The sequence below is a fragment of the Actinomadura sp. NPDC023710 genome (genome assembly GCF_040639875.1).
In the GTDB taxonomy this organism is placed as follows: Bacteria; Actinomycetota; Actinomycetes; order Streptosporangiales; family Streptosporangiaceae; genus Spirillospora; species Spirillospora citrea.
The window spans coordinates 25,382-43,897 of record NZ_JBFAGB010000057.1 but is presented as its reverse complement, the minus strand read 5'-3'; the positions used below and the strand labels follow the sequence as shown (position 1 = coordinate 43,897).

Below are 18,516 nucleotides of genomic sequence, written 5' to 3'. Positions count from 1 at the left end.
GTGCTGGTGAGGCTGTTCGACCCGGTGACCGCCTTGCCTGGGAGGGACGTCCAGTGGCGGTGGCGGATGCCGAGTTCGCGTAGCCGGCGCCGGCCGCGGGCCTGGTCGCGGTCGGCGCCGACCTGCCGGTACCCGTCGAGCGCCCTCTTTCAGGCGGGGGATCGCTTGGTCCTGGTCGCATCGAGCGCCGTACAGGGCGCCGAGGTCCTCCGCCGCTGAGGCCGTGTCCCATGGACTGGAGTGTCGTGCGGTGACTTCTGCCAGGCAGCCCGGGTCGCGGTGTGCGACACCCCGGCCGTGCGCTGCCGCGACGGTCAGAGCCCGGTGATCGGGGTGGGCGTCCGCCAGACGCTGCGCGGCGTCGGCGGCAGCCCCGGCCAGCATGTGGGAGCCTGCGGCCAGTGCGGTGCGCGCCAGCCAGGTGACCAAGGTGCCAGCGCAGGTACGCGATGATTTGACGATCGTCCTCAACGCCGCGGCCAAGGCGGCGAAGAAGCTGGCGTCCGACACACCACCCGACAAAGCGGTAGCCGGGTTGATGAGCGACAAGGTTTCGGCGGCGCGTAGAACAGTCACCGACTACCGAGGGCCGTGCTGACGACTACCAGCAGCGGGGAGGCTGTCACGGCCAGCCGACACCGGGCCCGACCGATCCTCGGCCGCGAACGTGTCCAACGAGGTGTGTTGTGTCCATGTGGACGCCTCGCTGAACGCCTCTTCGACCAGCTGATCAAGTCCCGGCTCGGGAGGCTCGGCGAACGCAGGGCGGAGACCTGCGAGCATCTCGGCCGGCGTCCCCGTCCGGGGGGGTAGGGCCGTAAGGAGCTGCGTGGCGGCGATCCATCACCCGGGAGGCGTAGCCGTACAGGCTCGACGGCGACGCGGTGTACCGCCTGATCGACCAGGCGGACAGCTCCGGCCGACCAAAGTCGGTATCGCGTTGCCTTCTTTTGGAGGCTGTGGGCACCCCGGGCATGGCGGGAGCCTGGGATCATGAGCGAATCGAAGGTTCCCCTTGCGGCGGGCTCGTACGCCGGTTCCCCGGCCGAGGAGCTCGCGGGGCGCAAGAGAGGTCACCGGATCGCCGCGGGAGTGGACCAGCGGGTCCTGTTCCCGCGGACCGGACGGCTGGAGCTCCATCCCGACCGCCTTGTGATCGGCGGCTGGCATGGTGGGTCCGATCTCGTGCTGCGGCCGGAGGAGGTGAGATCGGTGGCCAATGAGTACACCGACCTGTACGGACGGTTCGTCGGCGGGCTGCTGAACTCGGGCAGGCCGCTCATCATGGAAACGGTCACGGCCGGCGAGATCTACCTGATGGTGGATCACAAGACGTTCCTGGAGACCACCGCCAACCGCAAGTGGACCCGCCTGCTGAAGAGCTGGCTGGGGTCGAGCGATGGCTGAGCCGGGCATGCGACGAAGGTGGCGGACGGCCAAGCCGGTATGGGCCGTGACGGCCCTGATGACGCTCTCCTTGAGCGTCCCGGCGGTCGGCGCAGCGGTCACGACGGGCGGGGCCGACCTGGTGGTGCGCACCGATCTGGGTCCGGTGCGCGGAGTCGCGACAGGACGCACGGAGCTTTATCAGGGCATTCCCTACGCCCAGCCGCCGACCGGGTCCAGGCGCTGGCGCCCGCCGGTCCGTCCTCGTCCCTGGACGGCGGTACGCGACGCGAGCAAGCCCGGACCGGCATGCGCGCAGCTGGACGAGACCGGTGGCGTCGCGGCGCATTCCTCCGAGGACTGTCTCTACCTCAACGTCACCGGCCCCCGCCGGAACCGTTCTGAGCGCCGGCCGGTCGTGGTGTACCTGCACGGCGGAGCGTTCAGCTCGGGTTCGGGCAGCGACTTCGACGCCCGCCGCATGGCCGCCACTGGCGACGTTGTGGTGGTCACCGTCAACTCCCGGCTCGGCGTGTTCGGATTCTTCGGCCATCCCCGGATGGCCGGGTCGGGCACCTACGCTCTGGCCGACCAGCGGGCCGCGTTGCGCTGGGTACGGGCCAACGCGCAGGCGTTCGGCGGCGATCCGGGTAACGTCACGCTGATGGGAGAGTCCTCGGGCGGGGCCAGCGTCTGCGCCCAGCTGGTCTCGCCACCGGCGGCCGGGCTCTTCCACCGCGCGATCATCCAGAGTGGTTCCTGCCTGCAGAGCTGGCCCAAGAACATGATGGCTCCCGGGCTCGACGCCATCTCCTATTGGGCGCCCCGAAGGGCCGTGCAGGCTCGGGGCGCCTCCGCGGCGGCGGGGCTGGGCTGCGCGGGACCGGACGGACCGGCATGCCTGCGCCGGACGGAAACCGGGAAGCTCCTGGCGTTGAACGGCCAGTTCGTCATGCCGGCGTTCGGGACCCAGGCACTGCCCACCGACCCGGTCAAGGCACTGCGAACCGGCGCCTTCCATCGGGTACCGGTGATGCAGGGCAACACCCGGGACGAACACCGGCTGACCTTTTCGAGGCGGAGAAGCCCATCGATGACGCCCGTTACCGGGCTCTGCTGGCGACGTCCTTCGGAGAGCGTATGGCCCGTCGCGTCTACGTTAGGTATCCGCCCCGGGCGTACTCCGGCCAGTCGGGTTCCCCGGCCGCGCTGGCGTGGGCCGCGGTCGGCACCGATGTCGGTTGGGTGTGCCCGACCCTCGCCGCCGACCGGCTTCTGGCCCGGCACGTGCCCGTCTTCAGTTTCGAGTTCGCCGAGCCGAACGTCCCGGACTTCCTCGGCATCTTCCCCAAGGATTACCCGCCCGGCGCCTTTCACGGCTCGGAGCTCCCCTTGCTCTTCGACATCGAGGGCACGTCCGTGCAGCTCGACTCCGCACAGCGGAACCTGTCCGAATCGATGATCATTTATTGGGCCGCGTTCGCCGCCCAGGGCGATCCGAACAAGGCGGGGCTGCCCCGCTGGCCGAGGTTCCCTGCCACCCAGTCGCTGGACTCCGCGCGCGGCGGGATCTCCCAGACCGATCTGGCCGCCGGTCATCAATGCCGCTTCTGGGCGTCACGGACATGAGGATTCCACGATGGTCGGCACCGGAGGCGCGTCGAACCGAGCCGGATCGTGGCCCGGCCGCCAAAACGCCGACAGGGGCGACGCCGGCCCCCATGGTCGACGCCGTCGCCATCGCCGTCGCGGTGGTGATCGGCGCGCTGAACCTCTGGCCTCGTTACGCGCGGGGAGCGGACACGCTCGCGAACGCCGACCTGGCGGCCGGGCTCGCCTGCTGCTCGGCCTTGGTGATGCGCCGCCGCCGGCCGGTCGGGCTGGCACTGGTCGTCACGGCGGTCTCGGCCGTATCCCTGGCGGCCGGCGGCGCGGCGTTCGTGGCGACGCTGACGGTCGCCGTGCGGCGGCCCTGGCCCGTGGCGACGGGGATCGGCGCGCTCGGCCTGCTGACCGGCATGATCGCCGTGGCGCTGCATCCCCCTCCCGAGCTGCCCTACGCGGCGAGCGTCGCGATCATCGCCCTGCTGACCGCCGCGACGGTCGGCTGGGGGCAGGCGATCCGCGCGCGACGCCAGCTCCTGGCCTCCCTCGCCGAGCGGACCCGCCGCGCCGAGAGCGACCGGCACCTCCGGGAGGCCGAGGCCAGGCGGCTGGAACGGGTGCGGATCGCCCGCGAGATGCACGACGTGCTCGCCCATCGGATGTCCCTGCTCAGCGTGCACGCCGGCGCGCTGGAGTTCCGCCCGGACGCTCCGCCGGAGGAGATATCGCGCGCCGCCGGGGTGATCCGCAGCGGCGTCCACCAGATGCTCGTCGACCTGCGCGAAGTGATCGGGCTGCTGCGCGAGGACCCGGTCGACGGCGTGGACGCCCCGCCGCCCTCGCTCGCCGGCGTGGCCGGGCTCGTCGAGGAGTCGCGGCGCGCGGGCGCACAGGTCAGTTTGGACATGGACGTCGGGAACGTGGAGGCGGTGCCCACCCTGGTCGGGCGCACCGCCTACCGGGTCGTCCAGGAGGGATTGACGAACGCGCGCAAGCACGCGCCGGGCATGCCGGTCACCGTCACCGTGCGGGGCGAGGCCGAGCACGGGCTGGAGGTCCAGGTCCGCCAGCCGCTGCCCGGCCCCGATCGCGGGCGTCCGGCGATCCCGGGGACCGGCACCGGCCTGACCGGGCTTTCCGAGCGTGCCACACTGGCCGGCGGGCGGCTGGAGCATGGCCCGGTGGCGGGCGCCCACCTGCTGCGCGCGTGGCTGCCATGGGAGGCGTGATGCCGGAACCGATCAGGGTGTTGCTGGTCGACGACGAATGGCTGGTGCGGGCGGGCCTGGCCACCATGCTCGGCGGCGTCGAGGGGATCGAGATCGCCGGCGAGGCCGCCGACGGTGCCGCGGTGCCCGCGGCGGTGCGCGCCACCCGTGCCGACGTCGTCCTCATGGACATCCGGATGCCGGGGACCGACGGCCTGACGGCGACCCGCCTGCTGCGCGCCGCCGAGGGCGCCCCCGAGGTCATCGTCCTGACCACCTTCGACACCGACGAGCACGTTCTGCGCGCCCTGCGCGCGGGCGCCGGAGGGTTCCTGCTCAAGGACACCCCACCGGCCGAGATCGTGACGGCGATCCGCCGCGTGGCCGACGGCGAGCCCATGCTGTCCCCGTCGGTCACCCGCAAGCTCATCACCCATGTCACCGGCCGGGACCACCAGACCCGCACCGCCGCCCGCACCAGGCTCGCCTGCCTCACCGACAGCGAGCGCCGGGTGGCAGAGGCCGTCGGCCGCGGGCTGTCCAACGCCGAAGCCGCCGCCGAGCTGTACATGAGCGTCACCACCGTCAAGTCGTACGTGTCACGCATCATGCGCAAGCTCGACCTGAACAACCGCGTCCAGATCGCCCTGCTCGTCCACGACGCCGAGTGAGCGCCGCAGGCTCACCGCGCTCGGAGCACCGCCCCACCAGAAGGCGTCGACCCGTGCCCAGACGAACCCGCCACGGCTGCCGCTGAGCGGCCGGGCCGGTGCCACGAACCCAGCACCCGGCAGGTCGGGCTGTCTGTTGATCGGACGACCCCGGCCTCATGCGCATGGGTAGCATGCGGATCTTCGTGGGCGAACACACCGACACCGACCCCGGCGCCACCCACGAGGACGACTGGCTCGGCACCGACCCCCAAGCCGCCTGCACCCTCGCGGCCGACCTCAACCGCGCGGCCTGGCACCGGCCGAACGCGCTGGACACCACCGTGCGGCTGAGGTTCGGCGCCGTCCCCGGTCCGATGGCCGCGCTCATCCACCTCACCGAGGTGCTCGTCCACGGCACCGACCTGGCCCTCGCGACCGCCCAGACACACTTCATCGACGAGGAAGCCTGCCGCGAACTGCTCACGATCATGCAGGGCATGGACTTCGACTCCTTCCGCCGGCCCGGCATGTTCGCATCCGCCGTCGCTACTTCGGACGACGCCCCCGCCCACCGGCGGCTCATGGCCTTCCTCGGCCGCGACCTCGCCCACTTCTGACGCGTTGACCCAAGTACCGGCGGGCCGTCCGTCCGTACATCCCGCGAGTGAGCGAGATCGGGCCCCGGCTGAGCCCCGGGGGCGGGTAGCGAATCCGCACGGACGAGCCGCTGTCGGTAGTCCGGACCTTCAAAAGTGACGAGCTACGGACCGGATTCCTGTGACACCTCAACCAAGGTCCTGAGGGTCAGTGGCCTGGCAAGTATCCGGTCCAGAACTCTCTGGGCGTGACGCAAGTGAGGTGTGGTGAAGTGCGCGTCGAAGGACTGCCGATTTTCCCACCGTTCCACGATCACCATATGGGCGGGGTCGTTGGGGTCGGCATAGGGCTGGTAGGCGAGGCAGCCGGGTTCGTCCATTGTCGGCTCGATCAGGGCTTCCAGCGCCGTGCGGAGCCGATCATGCTGGCCCGGCGCGGCGAGGAACTCGGCGATGACGAAGAGGGACAAGGCCGTCCTCTCTCACACGTGGCGGGCGGGGCCGCTACCCGCGCCGGAGACCATGATCGCGGTGACGATCTCTTCGATGTCGGCAGGGGTCAGCTCCAACGAGGCCGCACCGATCCAACCGTCCACCTGGGCGGCTCTGCGCGCCCCCACGATCGCGCCGCTGATGCCGGGCCAGGCGAGCACCCAGGCGATGGCGACCTCGGCCACGGTGCGCCCGTGGCGTTCGGCGATTGGCCGCAGCGCCTCGGCGAACTGGAGGTTGGCGGCCAGGCCGGTGGTGAAGTCATGGTGGGCCCTCCGCCAGTCCTCGGCGGGCAGGCCGGCCACGCGCTCGGCGGAGAAGGCCCCGGTGAGCAGGCCGGACTGCAGCGGCGAGTAGACGATCACCCCGGTGCCGTGCGCGCGCGCCCAGGCGATCTCGGCGGCGGACGACCGGTTGATCGCCGAGAACGGCGGCTGGATGACATCGACGTGCGCGATCTGCTCGGCTGCCTCCAGCAGGTCGGGCGTGTGGTTGGACAGCCCGATCGCCCGGACCTTGCCTTCGGCCTTCAGGTCGGCCATGACCTGCCAGTACTCCTCCAGCGGCGTGGCGTTAGGCGACACCTCTCCAAAGCCGCCGCCGGCGTACTCCAGCGATTCGCCGGTGTCGGGGTAGTGCACCTGGTATAGGTCGATGTGGTCGACGCCCAGCCGCCGCAGCGAGTCTTCGAGCTCGCGTCGGACGCTGGCGGGCTTCATGATCCGCCGGGGCGCGGCCGACGGGTTGTTCGGGTCCCAGACCAGGCCGACCTTGGTGAAGATGTAGGGGCGGTCGGCCTGCGGCAGGCCGGCGATGGCCTTGCCGACCAGCTCCTCCGAGTGGCCCAGGCCGTACACCGCGGCGGTGTCGATCCAGTTGACGCCCGCATCCAGCGCGTGGCGGATCGCGGCGATCGACTCGGCGTCGTCGGTGGCGCCCCAGCTGAAGGACCAGCCCGAGCCCGCCACGGCCCACGAACCGAAGCCCAACCTGGTGATCTCCATGCCGGTACGGCCAAGCTTGACACTCATGAGTGATGCGCTCCCTGTGAATCGCAATGCCGGAACCGTTCCGGCGGAACCAACTCTCGGCGTCCCGCGCCAGGCCAGCCAGGGCTCTGCGCTGCCTAGGCATGCCACGACCAGGCACCGCACTCGAATCAGAAAGTGGAAAACATGACCTTCGACCGACGAGCCGAACTGGGTGAGTTCCTCCGATCCCGTCGCGCCCGGCTGCGTCCCGAAGAGTTCGGCCTGGCCTCCTACGGACGGCTGCGCCGCGTTCCTGGGCTGCGTCGCGAGGAACTGGCGCAGCTGGCCGGAGTCAGCGTCGATCATTACGTCCGCCTGGAACAGGGCCGGAGCGTGCAGTTCTCGGCGGAGGTCCTGGACGCGGTGGCCAAGGCCCTGCTCCTGGACCCGGCCGAACGGGAGTATCTTCACCGGCTGGCGCGACCCGTCCCGTCCGTCGGGAAACCCGTCGGCAGCCCGCCGTTGCGTCCCGGTATCCACAGCCTTCTCTCCGCGATCAGCGGCGCACCCGCCTACATCGTCGACCACAGGACCCACGTGTGGGCATGGAACCGACCGGCCGCGGCGTTGATCATCGATTGGGGCGAGCTTCCCGACGAGGAGCGAAACATGGCCAGGCTGGTGTTCCTCGACGACTGCGTGCGCGACCTGTACGTCGACTGGTGGGCGCGGGCTCGCGACGTGGTGGCCTTCCTCCGGCTGGACATTGCGCGCCCATCCGTCGTTCCCACGGCCCAGCCCCTGATCGAGGAGCTGTCAGCCACCAGCCCAGAGTTCCGCCAGATCTGGGCGGAGCACCACATCAAGGCCAAGCAACACGGTAGCTACCGGTACCGGCATCCTCTAGCAGGCGAGTTCGAACTGGCCTACGAGACCCTTCGGCTGCCCGGCCACCCCGACCTCGCCCTGGTCGTCCATACCGCGAAGGAGGGATCCCCCGCCGAGGAAGCACTCCGCATCCTCATGCGGTGATCGTCGCAGGCCACGCCGTATCTAGCGGTAGCCATGACGCCTTCGGGCCCGGGCGGACGTAGCGCATGGCGGTGCGGGGTTCGCTGTCGCGACTTGCCATCATGGGTTGGAGCGGGGCTGTCGGCCTGGAAGAGCCTCGATCGGCAGGAAAATCGCCCATCGCGTCTGCTTTCATCGCGAACATCGCGTAAGCCGATGTGTTGTGGCGGGCTTGTCAGGGCGACTCTGCCGACACGCTTCCCGTTCGTAATTGCTTGACCACGATCCGTGTAAAGTTGGGTCAAGGTCGTCCATCTCTTGCGAAGGGTGCTTTTAGTCCCTGACGTGGGGCCGCGGGGAGCGGGAGCGGGCGCGTGCTCGCGTCTCCTGCGGTCCGGTGGCGAGAGCGAGGTGTGACCTTGCAGGGTGAGCCGAGCGCTCAGCGGCATGATGCCGATCCAGAACACAGGTCCAGTCCCGATGTCCGGCTGTACACGCCCGCCGAGGCGGCGGCGATGTTGCAGGTGCGTGAGTCGTGGCTGCGGAAGAAGGCCAGCGCGCGGGCCATCCCGTGCACTTTCGTCGGCAAGCACCTGAGGTTCAGCGATCAGGACATCGCCGGGATCATCGCGGCCGGTGCCAAGCAGCCGGTCGTTCGCAGCCGGCGGGCTCGACGGTAGTTCCCGTTGATCACACGGCTGCTCCACCACAAGAGGAGGAATCATGGCTAGTGCGGAGAAGCGCGGCGGGACATGGCGCGTGAGGTATCAGCGGCCGGACGGCACGCGGGCCTCGGAGGGTGGCTTCGAGACCAAGCAGGCTGCCCTCCTCTGGGCAACGACCAGGAAGCACAGATACGGCGAGATAGGTGGAACGATCCACGCGATGGGGCGGCCTTACTGGCCGACTGGATCGAGTTGTGGTGGGGCGGGCAAGACATCGAGCCGACCACCGAGCTCAAGTATCGATACCTGATCGATCACCACATCCTGCCCGCGTTCGGCTCCCGGCCGGTGAACACCTTCACCAGCCCGGAGGAGATCGTGGCCTGGGAGAAGCGAATCCGGAGTCGAGGGGTTCTCGCATCGGACGGCCGCCGACGCCCGTTCCATGCTGGGCACGATCCTGGGTGACGCCAAGGATCGTGGTCTGCTGCCGGTCAACGTCGCTGAAAAGCGCAAGGGACGTGGACGTAAGCGTGCCCGGAGGGCACACGGCGCTCGGGGCCCGGAGAAGAAGTGGGCGACGCCGCTCCAGGTGCTGCTCCTCGCGGAGCGATGCGGCCTGCTCTCGGGGCGGGAGAACGACTTCATCTTGATCGTCCTGACCGCTTACACCGGGATGCGGTGGGGTGAGGCGATGGGGCTGCAGCGCCCGTACTGTCGACTCGACCACATCCAGGTCGATGGCAGCTACGGGAGTACTCCGGCAAGCTGGAGATGGCACCGCCCAAAGACGACTCCTACCGGGCCATCGACCTGCCGCCATTCCTCGCAGGCTTCGTCTCACGGCAGGCTCAAAGGGCCGGCCGCTGCGCCTGCGCCGGAGGACGCCAGGACTGCGAGGGCGCAGGTGAGTTCCTCTTCCTCGGATCCGACGCGGGCCATCATCGGCGCAGCAACTACGCCCGGCGGGTGTTCCAACCCGCAGCACAAGGACGCTTCCCAGGGCAGCGCCAAGGGCCCGGCCAACCGGTCCTGGTGGACGCCACCTCCTGGCCGGGAACACCGCTGCCTCCGTGGCCGGCGGCCCGAACAGGTCAACCGTTCCTTCCACCCCGAGGGCGCGGAATCAAGCCGATCCCACCCGAGACTCCGGTCGCGTCCTGGCTAACCACTGCTGGAAGGGCTCAGCCGCACGGTCTGCGGCATGGCCACAAGACCTGGATGGCTGAGGACGGCGTTCCGAAGTCCTGCAGGCCGATCGGCTGGGCCACATCGTTCCGGGGATCCGAGGCGTCTACACGCACGTCTCCGACACCATGCGCGACGACCTGAAGGCCAAGCTCCAACGGCGCTGGGAAACCGCCCTCGATGATCGAAAGGAGCTGGCACCAAGCTCGTCGCTGCCCATCCTGTCCGATCTTCTCGCCGCAAGGACGAAGAAGCAGGGAAGCGTGGTCTCTCTGAGAAGCGCCTGACCCCAGAGGCGCCTCATGGCGCGGTGGTCCGCCGAGCGGGCCACCGCGTCCCGCGTTACTCAGAGTGACCGACGAGGCGGTGAGTTGGTGAACACACTCGGGGGTGGGGCAAGATCGTGCCCCAGATTTGCCCCAGAGCAGCAAGAAGGCCCTGCCGCGAGTGTGCGGGAGGGCCTATGGCGTAGGGGTGGGCGATACTGGGTTCGAACCAGTGGCCTCTTCGGTGTGAAGCAAAGCAGGCAAGTCGATCTAGGTCGATCCGAGTCGAGCGGGGAGCCTCTCACCTGCATAAACGCCCTGACTACGTCGAGTTGAGTCGCGGGACGCCTGACTGCGGTGGCTCCCAAAACTGGCTCCTACGGCTCCCTGCTCACAGCCGCCGCCCAGAGTCTCAGCACGCTGCTCGCAATACAAGGCGGTCCTGAAGGGGCAGAAGTCTCCCCAGCGAAGGCACCTGGGGAGTGAGCCATCGGCCCGAGGCGCCGAAGCCACGGCCCCCGCCGGACGACTCCGCTCCGAAACCACCGCCAAGCATCGGCACGTCGTCCGCGGCTAAGGTCTCCACCGCCGCCAAGCACGGGGCGAACATCCCGGCCGCGATCCATAGCGCCCCCGCTCGGCGGCTCTGGAAGCCACCCGCCCCCGTCATCGCCTGAACGCCCGTACCTGGGTTGCGATTACGCAACGCGATCTCTCCATGTCTCAACATGCCTGAGTTGCATGCTTACCTGCCGATCGGCTTGGACGAGCCGTTGGCTAGCGGTACGGAGATCTGACCGGCGAAGCTACGCAGAATTCGGCAGCCGCCACCCTCGCCGCCACCCTCGCCGCCACCCACCTCCGCCGCCACCGACAGCGGCTCACTCGCCTGCGATCAGGAGTCGCCTATCGAGGGCGTCGATGCCACATGCGACTCAAGCCGACTGGCCCAATCATTTATTTTAACATCAAATTGAGCGACCGGAGGCCGTTCACCCGCCCACCATGATGCTAGATGCTCGAGTTCTTCCAGTAGATCTTCATAGCCTTCACACCATTCGGCGAGAGGTTCCAATGCGACATCGATTTTCCCTACATCGATCATCCATATATTAGCCCTCGAACTGGCGGCTATACCTCTGCCGGCGGCCTCCATCGCATGTAGAGAGAGACCCGTCCCCTCGAGGAGCCGAACAAGAATTTGTATCATTCCCATGCGTGCACTCAATTTTGTTCTTCCCCTCATCGATGCAGCTAAAGTAACTAGACTAGCCATCTTCGCGATATGCCGAATTGAGCCCATTTCTGGCCCAACGAAATAGGCCGTTGGTGGGTATATCATCGACCCCACCTTCCCGGAGAACGTCGCAGACGTGAGTCAGACAACTGTTTCTTGCCAAATCATACGGCCCCTGTTCCGTCCCTATCAAACTACGCTGAAACGCAATAGCCGCATCTCCGTTCGGAAGTCGGAACGTTAGCTGGACTGGGCTACTGCCGCCTGTCCAGTGACTGATGGGCGTCTGCATCTTATCGAAGCTCGGCATCAAGTTCGAATGAATGACGCTGCCCTCGGGACCCATAGTCTCAATCGTAAAGTGGAGCGGGTTACCCGGGAGGCTATGAACATGAACGACGGCTACTCCTTCGCAGTTATGGACGAGGAGAGGGGTTGTACCGGCTTCCACATAGTACGTGTGGTAGGTGTCGACGGTGAGGTTGCGGACACGCTGGTATTGGGTCCAGGCCTTGGTTGCGGTGAGTTGGACGTGGGTGCCAGCGCTGGTGCGGAGCCACATACCGGGCTTGAGTTTGCCTGCGTCGATCCATTTGCCGGCTGCGGGGACCCAGAAGGGGTGGTTGTCGGTCGCGATCAATGCGCCGGTTTTGCCGCCGTGGTTGCCGTCGGTGTCGACGGTGAGTTGGACAAGGTGCTTGGCTCCGCTGCGGGTAATGGTGCTGAGCACAGGCTGTGGGGCGGTCTTCCCGGTGCTCGGGTCGGTGGCGAGTACCATGTCGCCGACCTTGATTTTGTCGATCGGTTTGCTTGACCCGTCGCCCATGAGGACGTGGGCGGTCGGCACGAAGCTGTTACATGGAACTTTTGCTCCGCCTGCGACAGGGGCGTCGGCTGCTGCTTTTCCGGCTTTCTTGGCGGCGGCGGGTGCTGTCTTGGCCGCGCTGCCGCCGCGGCCTGGGGCGCCGCCCTTCGCCCTACCGGCGACCTTCTGGACGATCTTGGGGGCGACTCTTCTGAGGACGGGCGCCGCGGCTTTGGCCGCTAGCAGCCCACTTACCGCGAGGCCTGCGTCTATCGCTGCGCCGGTGAGGCCGGCTTTGAAGCCGCCCACGAGGGTTTGTTGGTCGGATGGTGTGTTCTGGTGGTAGGAGACCACGCCGTAGACCCATCCGCCGATTGCAGCGCAGCCGACGACGGCGGTGCCGCCGGTGGCGGCGGCGCAGAGGCCGCCTGCTGCGATGCCGGCGATGGTGGCCTGGTGTTTCTTCAGGAAGCCGCCGACCTTGCCGACCTTGCAGCTCCAGCCGCAGGGCTTCTTGACCGGTACCGGATTCGCACTCACGGTGCCGTTGCAGCCGACCCAGCAACCGCCGCCACTCGGTGCGCGCGGTGGCGCCAGGTAGACGCCGCCCCCTCCTCCTCTTCTGAAGGAGTTGCGGTGCTGGTTGGCATTGTCCCAGCGTTCGCGCGGTCCATCGTTGCCGTAGGCGCTGCCGGGTACTCGGAAGCCGCCGTCGCGGTACTGGCCAGTGGGGTCTGCGTGGTCGACGGGGTTGTTGCCGGCGTAGGAGTAGCCGTTGGCTGTGAGGGGGTCGCCGCCGCCGGTGACGGGGTCGGCGCTGAGGAAGCGGCCGGTGACCGGGTCGTACTCCCGTGCGCCCAGGTGGGTGAGGCCGGTGGTGGTGTCCTTGGTGCCGCCGACGTAGCCCTTGTCCATCAGGGTGGGCCACAGACCGATCGGGCTGCTGCGCTCGTTGCCGAAGGGCGCGAATCGGCGGACGCTCCAGTTGTCCTGGTCGACGGCATTGACTGTGGTGTCGGCACTGCCCTGGTAGTCGGGTACGACGAACTGGACGGTGGAGCTGGAGGTGCCCGTGCGGTAGGCGACGTTCTGGCCGGCGTGGCTGTAGTAGCGGACCGCGGTGATGGTTCCGCTTGGGGAGACCTTCACTTCCTGGCTGGGAAGGTAGAGGGTCTTGCCGTTGGTGTCCTTGCGGATCAGGCGGTTGCCTGCGGCGTCATAGATGTAACTGGCCAGCTCCTTGCCAGCGTCATCGGTGACCTTGGACAGGTTGCCTTCGGCGTCCCAGACCAGTTTCTGGCCGGGGCGTGTGATGGTGTTGCCGACCTGGTCGTAGGTGTACAGGTCAGTGGTTTCGGTGGTGCCGTCGGTTTCGCTGAGGGACTTCAGCGCGTGTGGGCTGTTGAGGCCGCTGTCGCCAAGGGGCGCGGGGTAGGTGGATGTGCGGGTCTTGTCGGCGGTGGGTCCGCCGGTGAAGGCGTGCTGGACTTCATTGGTGCGGTTGCCGACCTTGTCGCCGTAGTTGCCGGTGGCGTCGTACTGGTAGCTGGTCCAGTAAGGGGCGGGGCCGCCGATTGTGGTGGCGGTCGGCGCGACATTGCAGTCGGAGTTGGTGGTCGACCACGCCTCGGAGAGGCGCTGGGCGTAGTCGTAGGTGAAGCATTGGCGGTCAGGCGACTTGCCGGCGGCGTTGGTCAGGATCGACCTGATCGAGCCTGCATCGGTGTAGTCGTACTTGGTTTCCAGGTCGAAGGTGGCGGTCGAAGACTGGCGTTTGACGGTGGAGCGGGTCAGGCGGTTGGTGGCCGGATCTCGGTCGAAGGTCTGCCAGAGGAACTTGTCCGACACCGATGCCATGGCCAGCTGGGTGATGTCGCCGTGCCCGTCGTAGACGGTGTCGGCGACGTAGGTGGCCAAGCCGTGCGTCCATTCAGGCAGGCCGTCGTCGTTGTACTCGGTGGTGACGTCTTCGGCGGGCAGACCTGTGCTGCCTCCGACCGCAGGGTAGGAGGTGGTGAGCGGGGAGCCGTTGAAGTTGTAGGACTGCGTGGTGGTGTAGGTCCCGGCGAGCGCGCCTTCGGACGCCGGAATCGTGACGGTCGTCCCCTTGGCGTTGTAGAGCCCGTCGTAGCCGGTGATGGCGGTGACGTACTTGTCGTCCCCGATGTGGCGGGTGGAGGTAGCGGGCAGGCCCTTGGCGTAGGGGACGGTGTCGTAGGTCATGGAGGTCAGCGGCGTCGTGCCGTTCTTGACCTCCAGTGGACGGCCGAGGTTGTCGTAGCGGTAGCCGAGCGTGGTGCCGCGGCCGTCTTTGGCGGTGCTGACCTGGTCGAAGAAGTCGTAGGTGACGGTAGAGGCGCCCTTGTCGGGGCTGCTGCTGGTGACCGGGCGGCCCTGGACGTCGTAGGTGCTCTTCCAGAGGTTGCCTGCGGCGTCGCGGGACTCGGCCGGTCGTCCCGCACCGTCGTAGGCGACGGTGGTCGCCAGGTAGGTGCCGGTCAGGTTGGCGGTCTTGTACTGGCGCGTCTCCACCGTCCGGCTCAGAGCGTCAGTGAGTGTGGCCGAGGGCATCGCCCCTGAAGGCGGGATGACCGTGGTGCGCTCACCGTCGTACTGGTTGGTGGTGGCCCACTTCTTGGTGGAGAAGCTGTAGAGCGTGGTGGTGAGGACCCGTTCGGCGCCGTCGTAGGTGCTGAGCGTCTGGCTCGGGACCTGGTTGTCGTCGGCGGTGGTCAGGACGCCTGACGGGTTGCCGGTCAGTACGTAGGCGGCGTTGGTCTTGTAGACCAGGCCGCGGCTGTCGTACTTGGTGTCGGTGATCGTCCGTCCGCCGCCGGCCGCCTCGTTCTGTGACTGGCGGGGGCGCAACATGCCGTCGAGCAGGTCGACGGAGGTCTCATAGGTGACGGGGTTGGTCTTGGTGAGCGTCTTGGTGGTGACCGAGACCGGGTTGCCGTCGGCGGGGAAGGCGTAGGCGTAGGTGGTCGAGGGCCGGTCGGGATTGCTGTTGCGGGTGTTGTTGGGGAGCCAGGCCCGGACGAGGCGTCCCAACCCGTCGTACTGGCCCTCCCCGACCCGCCCGTTGGGGTCAGTGATCTTGGTGGGCATGCCGCGGGCGGGGTTGTACTCGATGGTCGTGGTGAATCCCGCAGGCGCCGCGCCGCCTACGCTGACGGGCGGCGTGGTGAGGGTGCTGGATTTCAGCCAGCCCTCGGCGGCGTCGGTGTAGGTCGATTTGGTGGTGCGGTCGTCGCCGGTGGTGGCGGGGTCTCCGACCTGGGTGGTCTGCAGGACGCGGCCGTAGCCGTCGTAGGTGGTGGTGCCGGCGGTCGTCATGGTGGAGCGGCCGCCCGAGACTCCGGTGACCTTCTCTGCGCTGGTGGCGTTGCCGACCGTTGGATAGGCGCCGTAACCCTTGCCGTCATAAATGATCTTCGCGTCGGAGATCATGTCGGCGGGGACCAGGTTGGGCTCGTGGCTGGCGTCGTTGTCGCAGTCGACCGCCACGGAAAGGGTGCGGACCGGCAGGGTCTGGATCGCGCCGGCGGGAGCGGTGCCGCTGGGGAAGACGGTGCGCGAGCACGTGTCGTCGGCGGAGGTGGTGATGTCGCCTTCGTTGTCGACGGCGACAGTGCGGCCGAGGCTGTCGTAGTCGTAGGTCGTCTGGGTGTTGAAGTCGGTGCCGTCGGCCTTGCGGGAGCGGCCCCGGGTCCACTGCGGCTGGACGCGTCCACCGTCGACGGTGATGTCGTCGTCGGAGTTGGTGTCGTGGAACGTGCGGCTGATGGTCTTGGTCCACTTGGGACGCGACACGCTCGCCTCGGTCTCGGCGGCGTCGGTGAAGGCGCCGTTGAAGGTACGCGTCTCCAGGACGGCCCCGGCCAGGGGGTCGAGATCGCTGATCCCGCCGAGCAGGTTCTTGGAGTCGGAGACCGTCACACTTTCGCGGGCATTGCCCTTGCCCTGGTAGTTGCCGTCCATCCCGCGGGCGTAGGTGGTCTCGGTGCGGGACTGCTGTTCACCGTTCTGGCCGTCGCCGGTGACGGTGCGGACCTTGGTGTAGCCGCGCCAATGCGACCAGGTGCGCCATTTGTCCTTGGTCATGCCGTCGTCCTCGGCGTACCGCCACGCGGCGTCGCCGAGATAGCCGTAGCTGGTGATCTGGGACCTGGACTGTCCGGTGTTGTCGGCCTCGATGATGTAGCCGACGACGTACTTGTGGTACCAGTCGTTGATCAGCTTGCCGTCGGGTTGTTCCCACTTCACCGGGAAGCATCGTTTGGTGTTGTGCTTGGGGTCGGGCATGTTGCCGGCCGAATAGACGCAGTCCCCGGCCGGAGTCGGGTCGGCATAGGGGTCGGAATAACCGACGCTCGTTGTGGCGCCGGTGCCGTTGTCGATGCCGACCAGGCGGGGCCGGTCGTATCCGGGAAGGGCGTCGACTCCGGTGCCGGATCGACCGGTGACCACGCGGTTGGTCATGAGTTGGCCGAACAGGGTGATGCGCGGAGCCTTGGTCTCGCCGCCGTCGTGGCCGGTCTGGTCAATGGTGTGCAGCCAGAGCGCGCCGTTCTGGTACGTCTGCCCCAGGTCCCAGATGTCGACCGTGGCATAGCCGGGGTCCTCGGTGCTGACCACCTGGTTGTTGCGAAGCTTCGTGGTGATCTTCGTCAGGCGTTTGCGGTTGAAGAAGGTCGGCGAGGTCTTGGCGTATCCGCAGGTGTCCCCGTCGTCGCAGATGCGGTCGTCGGGCAGGTCCGTCCGGTCGGACAGGGTGAAGCGGACGCGGCCGGTGGCCGGGGTGGCGTAACTGGAGCCCTTGCGCTGGCCATAGTCGATACGGCTCAGGTAGCCGCCGGAGTCGTATCTGGTGCCCCCGCTCGTCTGCTGGTAGCGGGTGTAATTGTTGGTCTCTTTACCGTAGTAGTAGGTGATGGTGTTGTTGTGCGGGTCGACAACGTGGTCGAGATTCCATCGCCAAGCCTGCTGGCACCAGGCGTCCTTGAAATTGCTGTCATAGCAGGGTTCGCTGGAGCCGTCGCCGAAGACCGGCACGGTCCACGCCGAGTCGGTCTCCTTTTCACCGCTCTTCCAGTCGTCAGGACGGTTGACTCCGAAGTAGTACTCCACCCCGTCCAGATCGGTCAGCTTCCAGTACTCGCCGTCGTTGTCACCGTTGGTTGCGCCCGTCAGCCGCTCGATGGTGGAGCCATCGTCGTTGCGGGGGCGCCACGTTTGGGCGGTGCTGTCGTACAGCAGTTCTGTGGACCGGCCGTTCAGGGAGAGGACGGCGTTCTGACGTCCCCAGCAGAGGTCGCCGGAGGCGTGGCCGGCATCGATGCAAGGCTTGTACTTGCGTTCGATGTATCCCGGCCAGTAGTCGAAACCGTCGCCGATCCAGGACGCCTGGGAGTTGTCGGCGGCGGTTTTGCCGTCTACCGCCCCGGAGTTGTAGCCGATGGTGACCTCGGGCATCAGCTCGCCGGGCACCGGCGGCAGCCGCATCGGATAGCTCCAGGAGAACTCGCCGGTATTACTGCCCGCGGTCCAGTTGGACGCCGGGGACAGGCTGGTGGCGCCCCAGTCGCCGGACGGTCCGGAAGGGCCGGCCTCCACGGCCAACACCGTCGCGGTCCCCGCGGTGCCCGTGGCGTTTTGCGCGGGCTCGGCAGCCACGGACACGTCTGCCGACAGTGTCGCCGTCTTGGTGTCGTTGACTGTGGGCAGCACGGTGCGCTGCTGGCACCGCGTCTGCTCCGGGGTGTTCAGTGCACACGCCGGCAGCTTCACCAAGCGCAGACGGGAGGCCCAGTCGCCTCCGTGGGCGTTCTTGAACTCCGTATAGCTCAGCCCGACTCTGACGTTGCCGGCCTGCGGCGCCGACAAGGACATGACCGCTTCGGCGCGGGTGGCCTTTGCGGTCTTGCGGTCGGCCATCTTCACCTGCACGCGCTCGGGAACCCCTGGAGCGGCAGATCGCTCCCCCCTGCGAGTCGGGGGCGCTCCCGCCCACACCGGCAACTTGCCCGCACGCACCCATACTCCGGCGGCTCTCCCGTCCTGGCCGCTCGCGCCCGGGCGCAGCTTGGACAGGACCGCGATGCCCTGGCCCGGCTTCGGCCACACCGGCGAGGGGGGCTTGCCCGAGATCGGTGTTCCGGCAGTGCCGGGCGGCTTGCCCGGCCGGACCTTGAGCCTCTTGCCCTTGATGCGAGGCGTCTTCTGGGCGCCCGGACGACGGTCGGCGCCGTCCTCGGACAGGCTGGGACGTCCCGCAGCCGCCGCCTCACCTGCCACCCCGGCCAGCAATGCCAGCGCCAGCGCGACCGCCACCGCGGTGATCAGCCCATGCGCTCGGCTCAGCGCACGCAACACACCCTTCACTGACGCCTCATTTCTCTGGAAGGCACCACGGTTGCCACGGCACGGTCAC

13 protein-coding genes, 1 tRNA gene and 1 pseudogene are annotated in these 18,516 nt (G+C 67.9%); 11 read left to right on the top strand and 4 right to left on the bottom strand.

The genetic code is table 11. The features are described from left to right. Positions 1–382 precede the first annotated feature (382 nt). The 7 genes and pseudogenes from AB0H37_RS40785 to AB0H37_RS40755 all read left to right on the top strand — a co-directional run bounded on the left by AB0H37_RS40785 (position 383) and on the right by AB0H37_RS40755 (position 5,469). Positions 383–598, top strand: coding sequence for a hypothetical protein (locus AB0H37_RS40785; protein WP_360618004.1), 216 nt, complete (start codon positions 383–385; stop codon positions 596–598). A gap of 395 nt (positions 599–993) precedes the next feature. Then, positions 994–1,407 carry a hypothetical protein gene (locus AB0H37_RS40780; protein ID WP_360618002.1) on the top strand — a complete coding sequence of 138 codons (414 nt, stop codon included), beginning with the start codon at positions 994–996 and terminating at the stop codon, positions 1,405–1,407. Continuing rightward, positions 1,400–2,446, top strand: a pseudogene (locus AB0H37_RS40775) (carboxylesterase family protein); the annotation flags it as partial. The gene AB0H37_RS40780 and the pseudogene AB0H37_RS40775, both read left to right, overlap by 8 nt. An 80-nt stretch (positions 2,447–2,526) precedes the next feature. Then, complete coding sequence (locus AB0H37_RS40770) at positions 2,527–3,015, top strand: carboxylesterase family protein (RefSeq protein ID WP_360618001.1); 489 nt, start codon at positions 2,527–2,529, stop codon at positions 3,013–3,015. A 92-nt stretch (positions 3,016–3,107) separates the two neighbouring features. Beyond that, positions 3,108–4,220 carry a histidine kinase gene (locus AB0H37_RS40765; protein WP_360618000.1) on the top strand — a complete coding sequence of 371 codons (1,113 nt, stop codon included), beginning with the start codon at positions 3,108–3,110 and terminating at the stop codon, positions 4,218–4,220. Further along, positions 4,220–4,870 (top strand): response regulator transcription factor, encoded by a 651-nt coding sequence (locus AB0H37_RS40760; RefSeq protein ID WP_360617998.1) that lies wholly within the window; start codon positions 4,220–4,222, stop codon positions 4,868–4,870. The genes AB0H37_RS40765 and AB0H37_RS40760 overlap by 1 nt, the downstream gene beginning before the upstream one ends. A gap of 173 nt (positions 4,871–5,043) precedes the next feature. Beyond that, positions 5,044–5,469 carry a TIGR03086 family metal-binding protein gene (locus tag AB0H37_RS40755; RefSeq protein WP_360617997.1) on the top strand — a complete coding sequence of 142 codons (426 nt, stop codon included), beginning with the start codon at positions 5,044–5,046 and terminating at the stop codon, positions 5,467–5,469. A 143-nt stretch (positions 5,470–5,612) separates the two neighbouring features. On the opposite strand, the gene AB0H37_RS40750 is transcribed toward AB0H37_RS40755, so the two are convergent. Continuing rightward, positions 5,613–5,918: a putative quinol monooxygenase gene (locus tag AB0H37_RS40750; RefSeq protein ID WP_360617996.1), complete on the bottom strand. Its 306-nt coding sequence runs from the start codon at positions 5,916–5,918 to the stop codon at positions 5,613–5,615. Between the two features lie 12 nt (positions 5,919–5,930). After that, positions 5,931–6,971 (bottom strand): aldo/keto reductase, encoded by a 1,041-nt coding sequence (locus AB0H37_RS40745; protein ID WP_360617995.1) that lies wholly within the window; start codon positions 6,969–6,971, stop codon positions 5,931–5,933. A 144-nt stretch (positions 6,972–7,115) separates the two neighbouring features. Between AB0H37_RS40745 and AB0H37_RS40740 the strand changes: the two genes are divergently transcribed. The 4 genes from AB0H37_RS40740 (at position 7,116) to AB0H37_RS40725 (ending at position 10,062) form a co-directional block, all read left to right on the top strand. Further along, entirely contained in the window at positions 7,116–7,943 is an 828-nt protein-coding gene (locus AB0H37_RS40740; RefSeq protein ID WP_360617993.1) for a helix-turn-helix transcriptional regulator, read from the top strand. Between the two features lie 392 nt (positions 7,944–8,335). Continuing rightward, entirely contained in the window at positions 8,336–8,602 is a 267-nt protein-coding gene (locus AB0H37_RS40735; RefSeq protein ID WP_360617991.1) for a helix-turn-helix domain-containing protein, read from the top strand. Positions 8,603–8,674: 72 nt separating this feature from the next. After that, positions 8,675–9,055, top strand: a complete 381-nt coding sequence (locus tag AB0H37_RS40730; protein WP_360617990.1) for a hypothetical protein — start codon at positions 8,675–8,677, stop codon at positions 9,053–9,055. Positions 9,056–9,903: 848 nt separating this feature from the next. Continuing rightward, positions 9,904–10,062, top strand: coding sequence for a hypothetical protein (locus tag AB0H37_RS40725; protein ID WP_360617989.1), 159 nt, complete (start codon positions 9,904–9,906; stop codon positions 10,060–10,062). Positions 10,063–10,250: 188 nt separating this feature from the next. On the opposite strand, the gene AB0H37_RS40720 is transcribed toward AB0H37_RS40725, so the two are convergent. Next, positions 10,251–10,360 (bottom strand) — tRNA-Ser (locus tag AB0H37_RS40720). A 949-nt stretch (positions 10,361–11,309) separates the two neighbouring features. Continuing rightward, entirely contained in the window at positions 11,310–18,467 is a 7,158-nt protein-coding gene (locus AB0H37_RS40715; protein ID WP_360617988.1) for a polymorphic toxin-type HINT domain-containing protein, read from the bottom strand. Positions 18,468–18,516 lie beyond the last annotated feature (49 nt).

Excerpts from the sequence above, each read along its gene's own strand:
- AB0H37_RS40760 (WP_360617998.1), top strand. The coding sequence starts at position 4,220 with ATGCCGGAACCGATCAGGGTGTTGCTGGTCGACGACGAATGGCTGGTG.
- AB0H37_RS40730 (WP_360617990.1), top strand. The coding sequence starts at position 8,675 with ATGGCGCGTGAGGTATCAGCGGCCGGACGGCACGCGGGCCTCGGAGGG.
- AB0H37_RS40765 (WP_360618000.1), top strand. The coding sequence starts at position 3,108 with ATGGTCGACGCCGTCGCCATCGCCGTCGCGGTGGTGATCGGCGCGCTG.
- AB0H37_RS40745 (WP_360617995.1), bottom strand. The coding sequence starts at position 6,971 with ATGAGTGTCAAGCTTGGCCGTACCGGCATGGAGATCACCAGGTTGGGC.
- AB0H37_RS40725 (WP_360617989.1), top strand. The coding sequence starts at position 9,904 with ATGCGCGACGACCTGAAGGCCAAGCTCCAACGGCGCTGGGAAACCGCC.
- AB0H37_RS40770 (WP_360618001.1), top strand. The coding sequence starts at position 2,527 with ATGGCCCGTCGCGTCTACGTTAGGTATCCGCCCCGGGCGTACTCCGGC.
- AB0H37_RS40780 (WP_360618002.1), top strand. The coding sequence starts at position 994 with ATGAGCGAATCGAAGGTTCCCCTTGCGGCGGGCTCGTACGCCGGTTCC.
- AB0H37_RS40785 (WP_360618004.1), top strand. The coding sequence starts at position 383 with ATGTGGGAGCCTGCGGCCAGTGCGGTGCGCGCCAGCCAGGTGACCAAG.
- AB0H37_RS40755 (WP_360617997.1), top strand. The coding sequence starts at position 5,044 with ATGCGGATCTTCGTGGGCGAACACACCGACACCGACCCCGGCGCCACC.
- AB0H37_RS40740 (WP_360617993.1), top strand. The coding sequence starts at position 7,116 with ATGACCTTCGACCGACGAGCCGAACTGGGTGAGTTCCTCCGATCCCGT.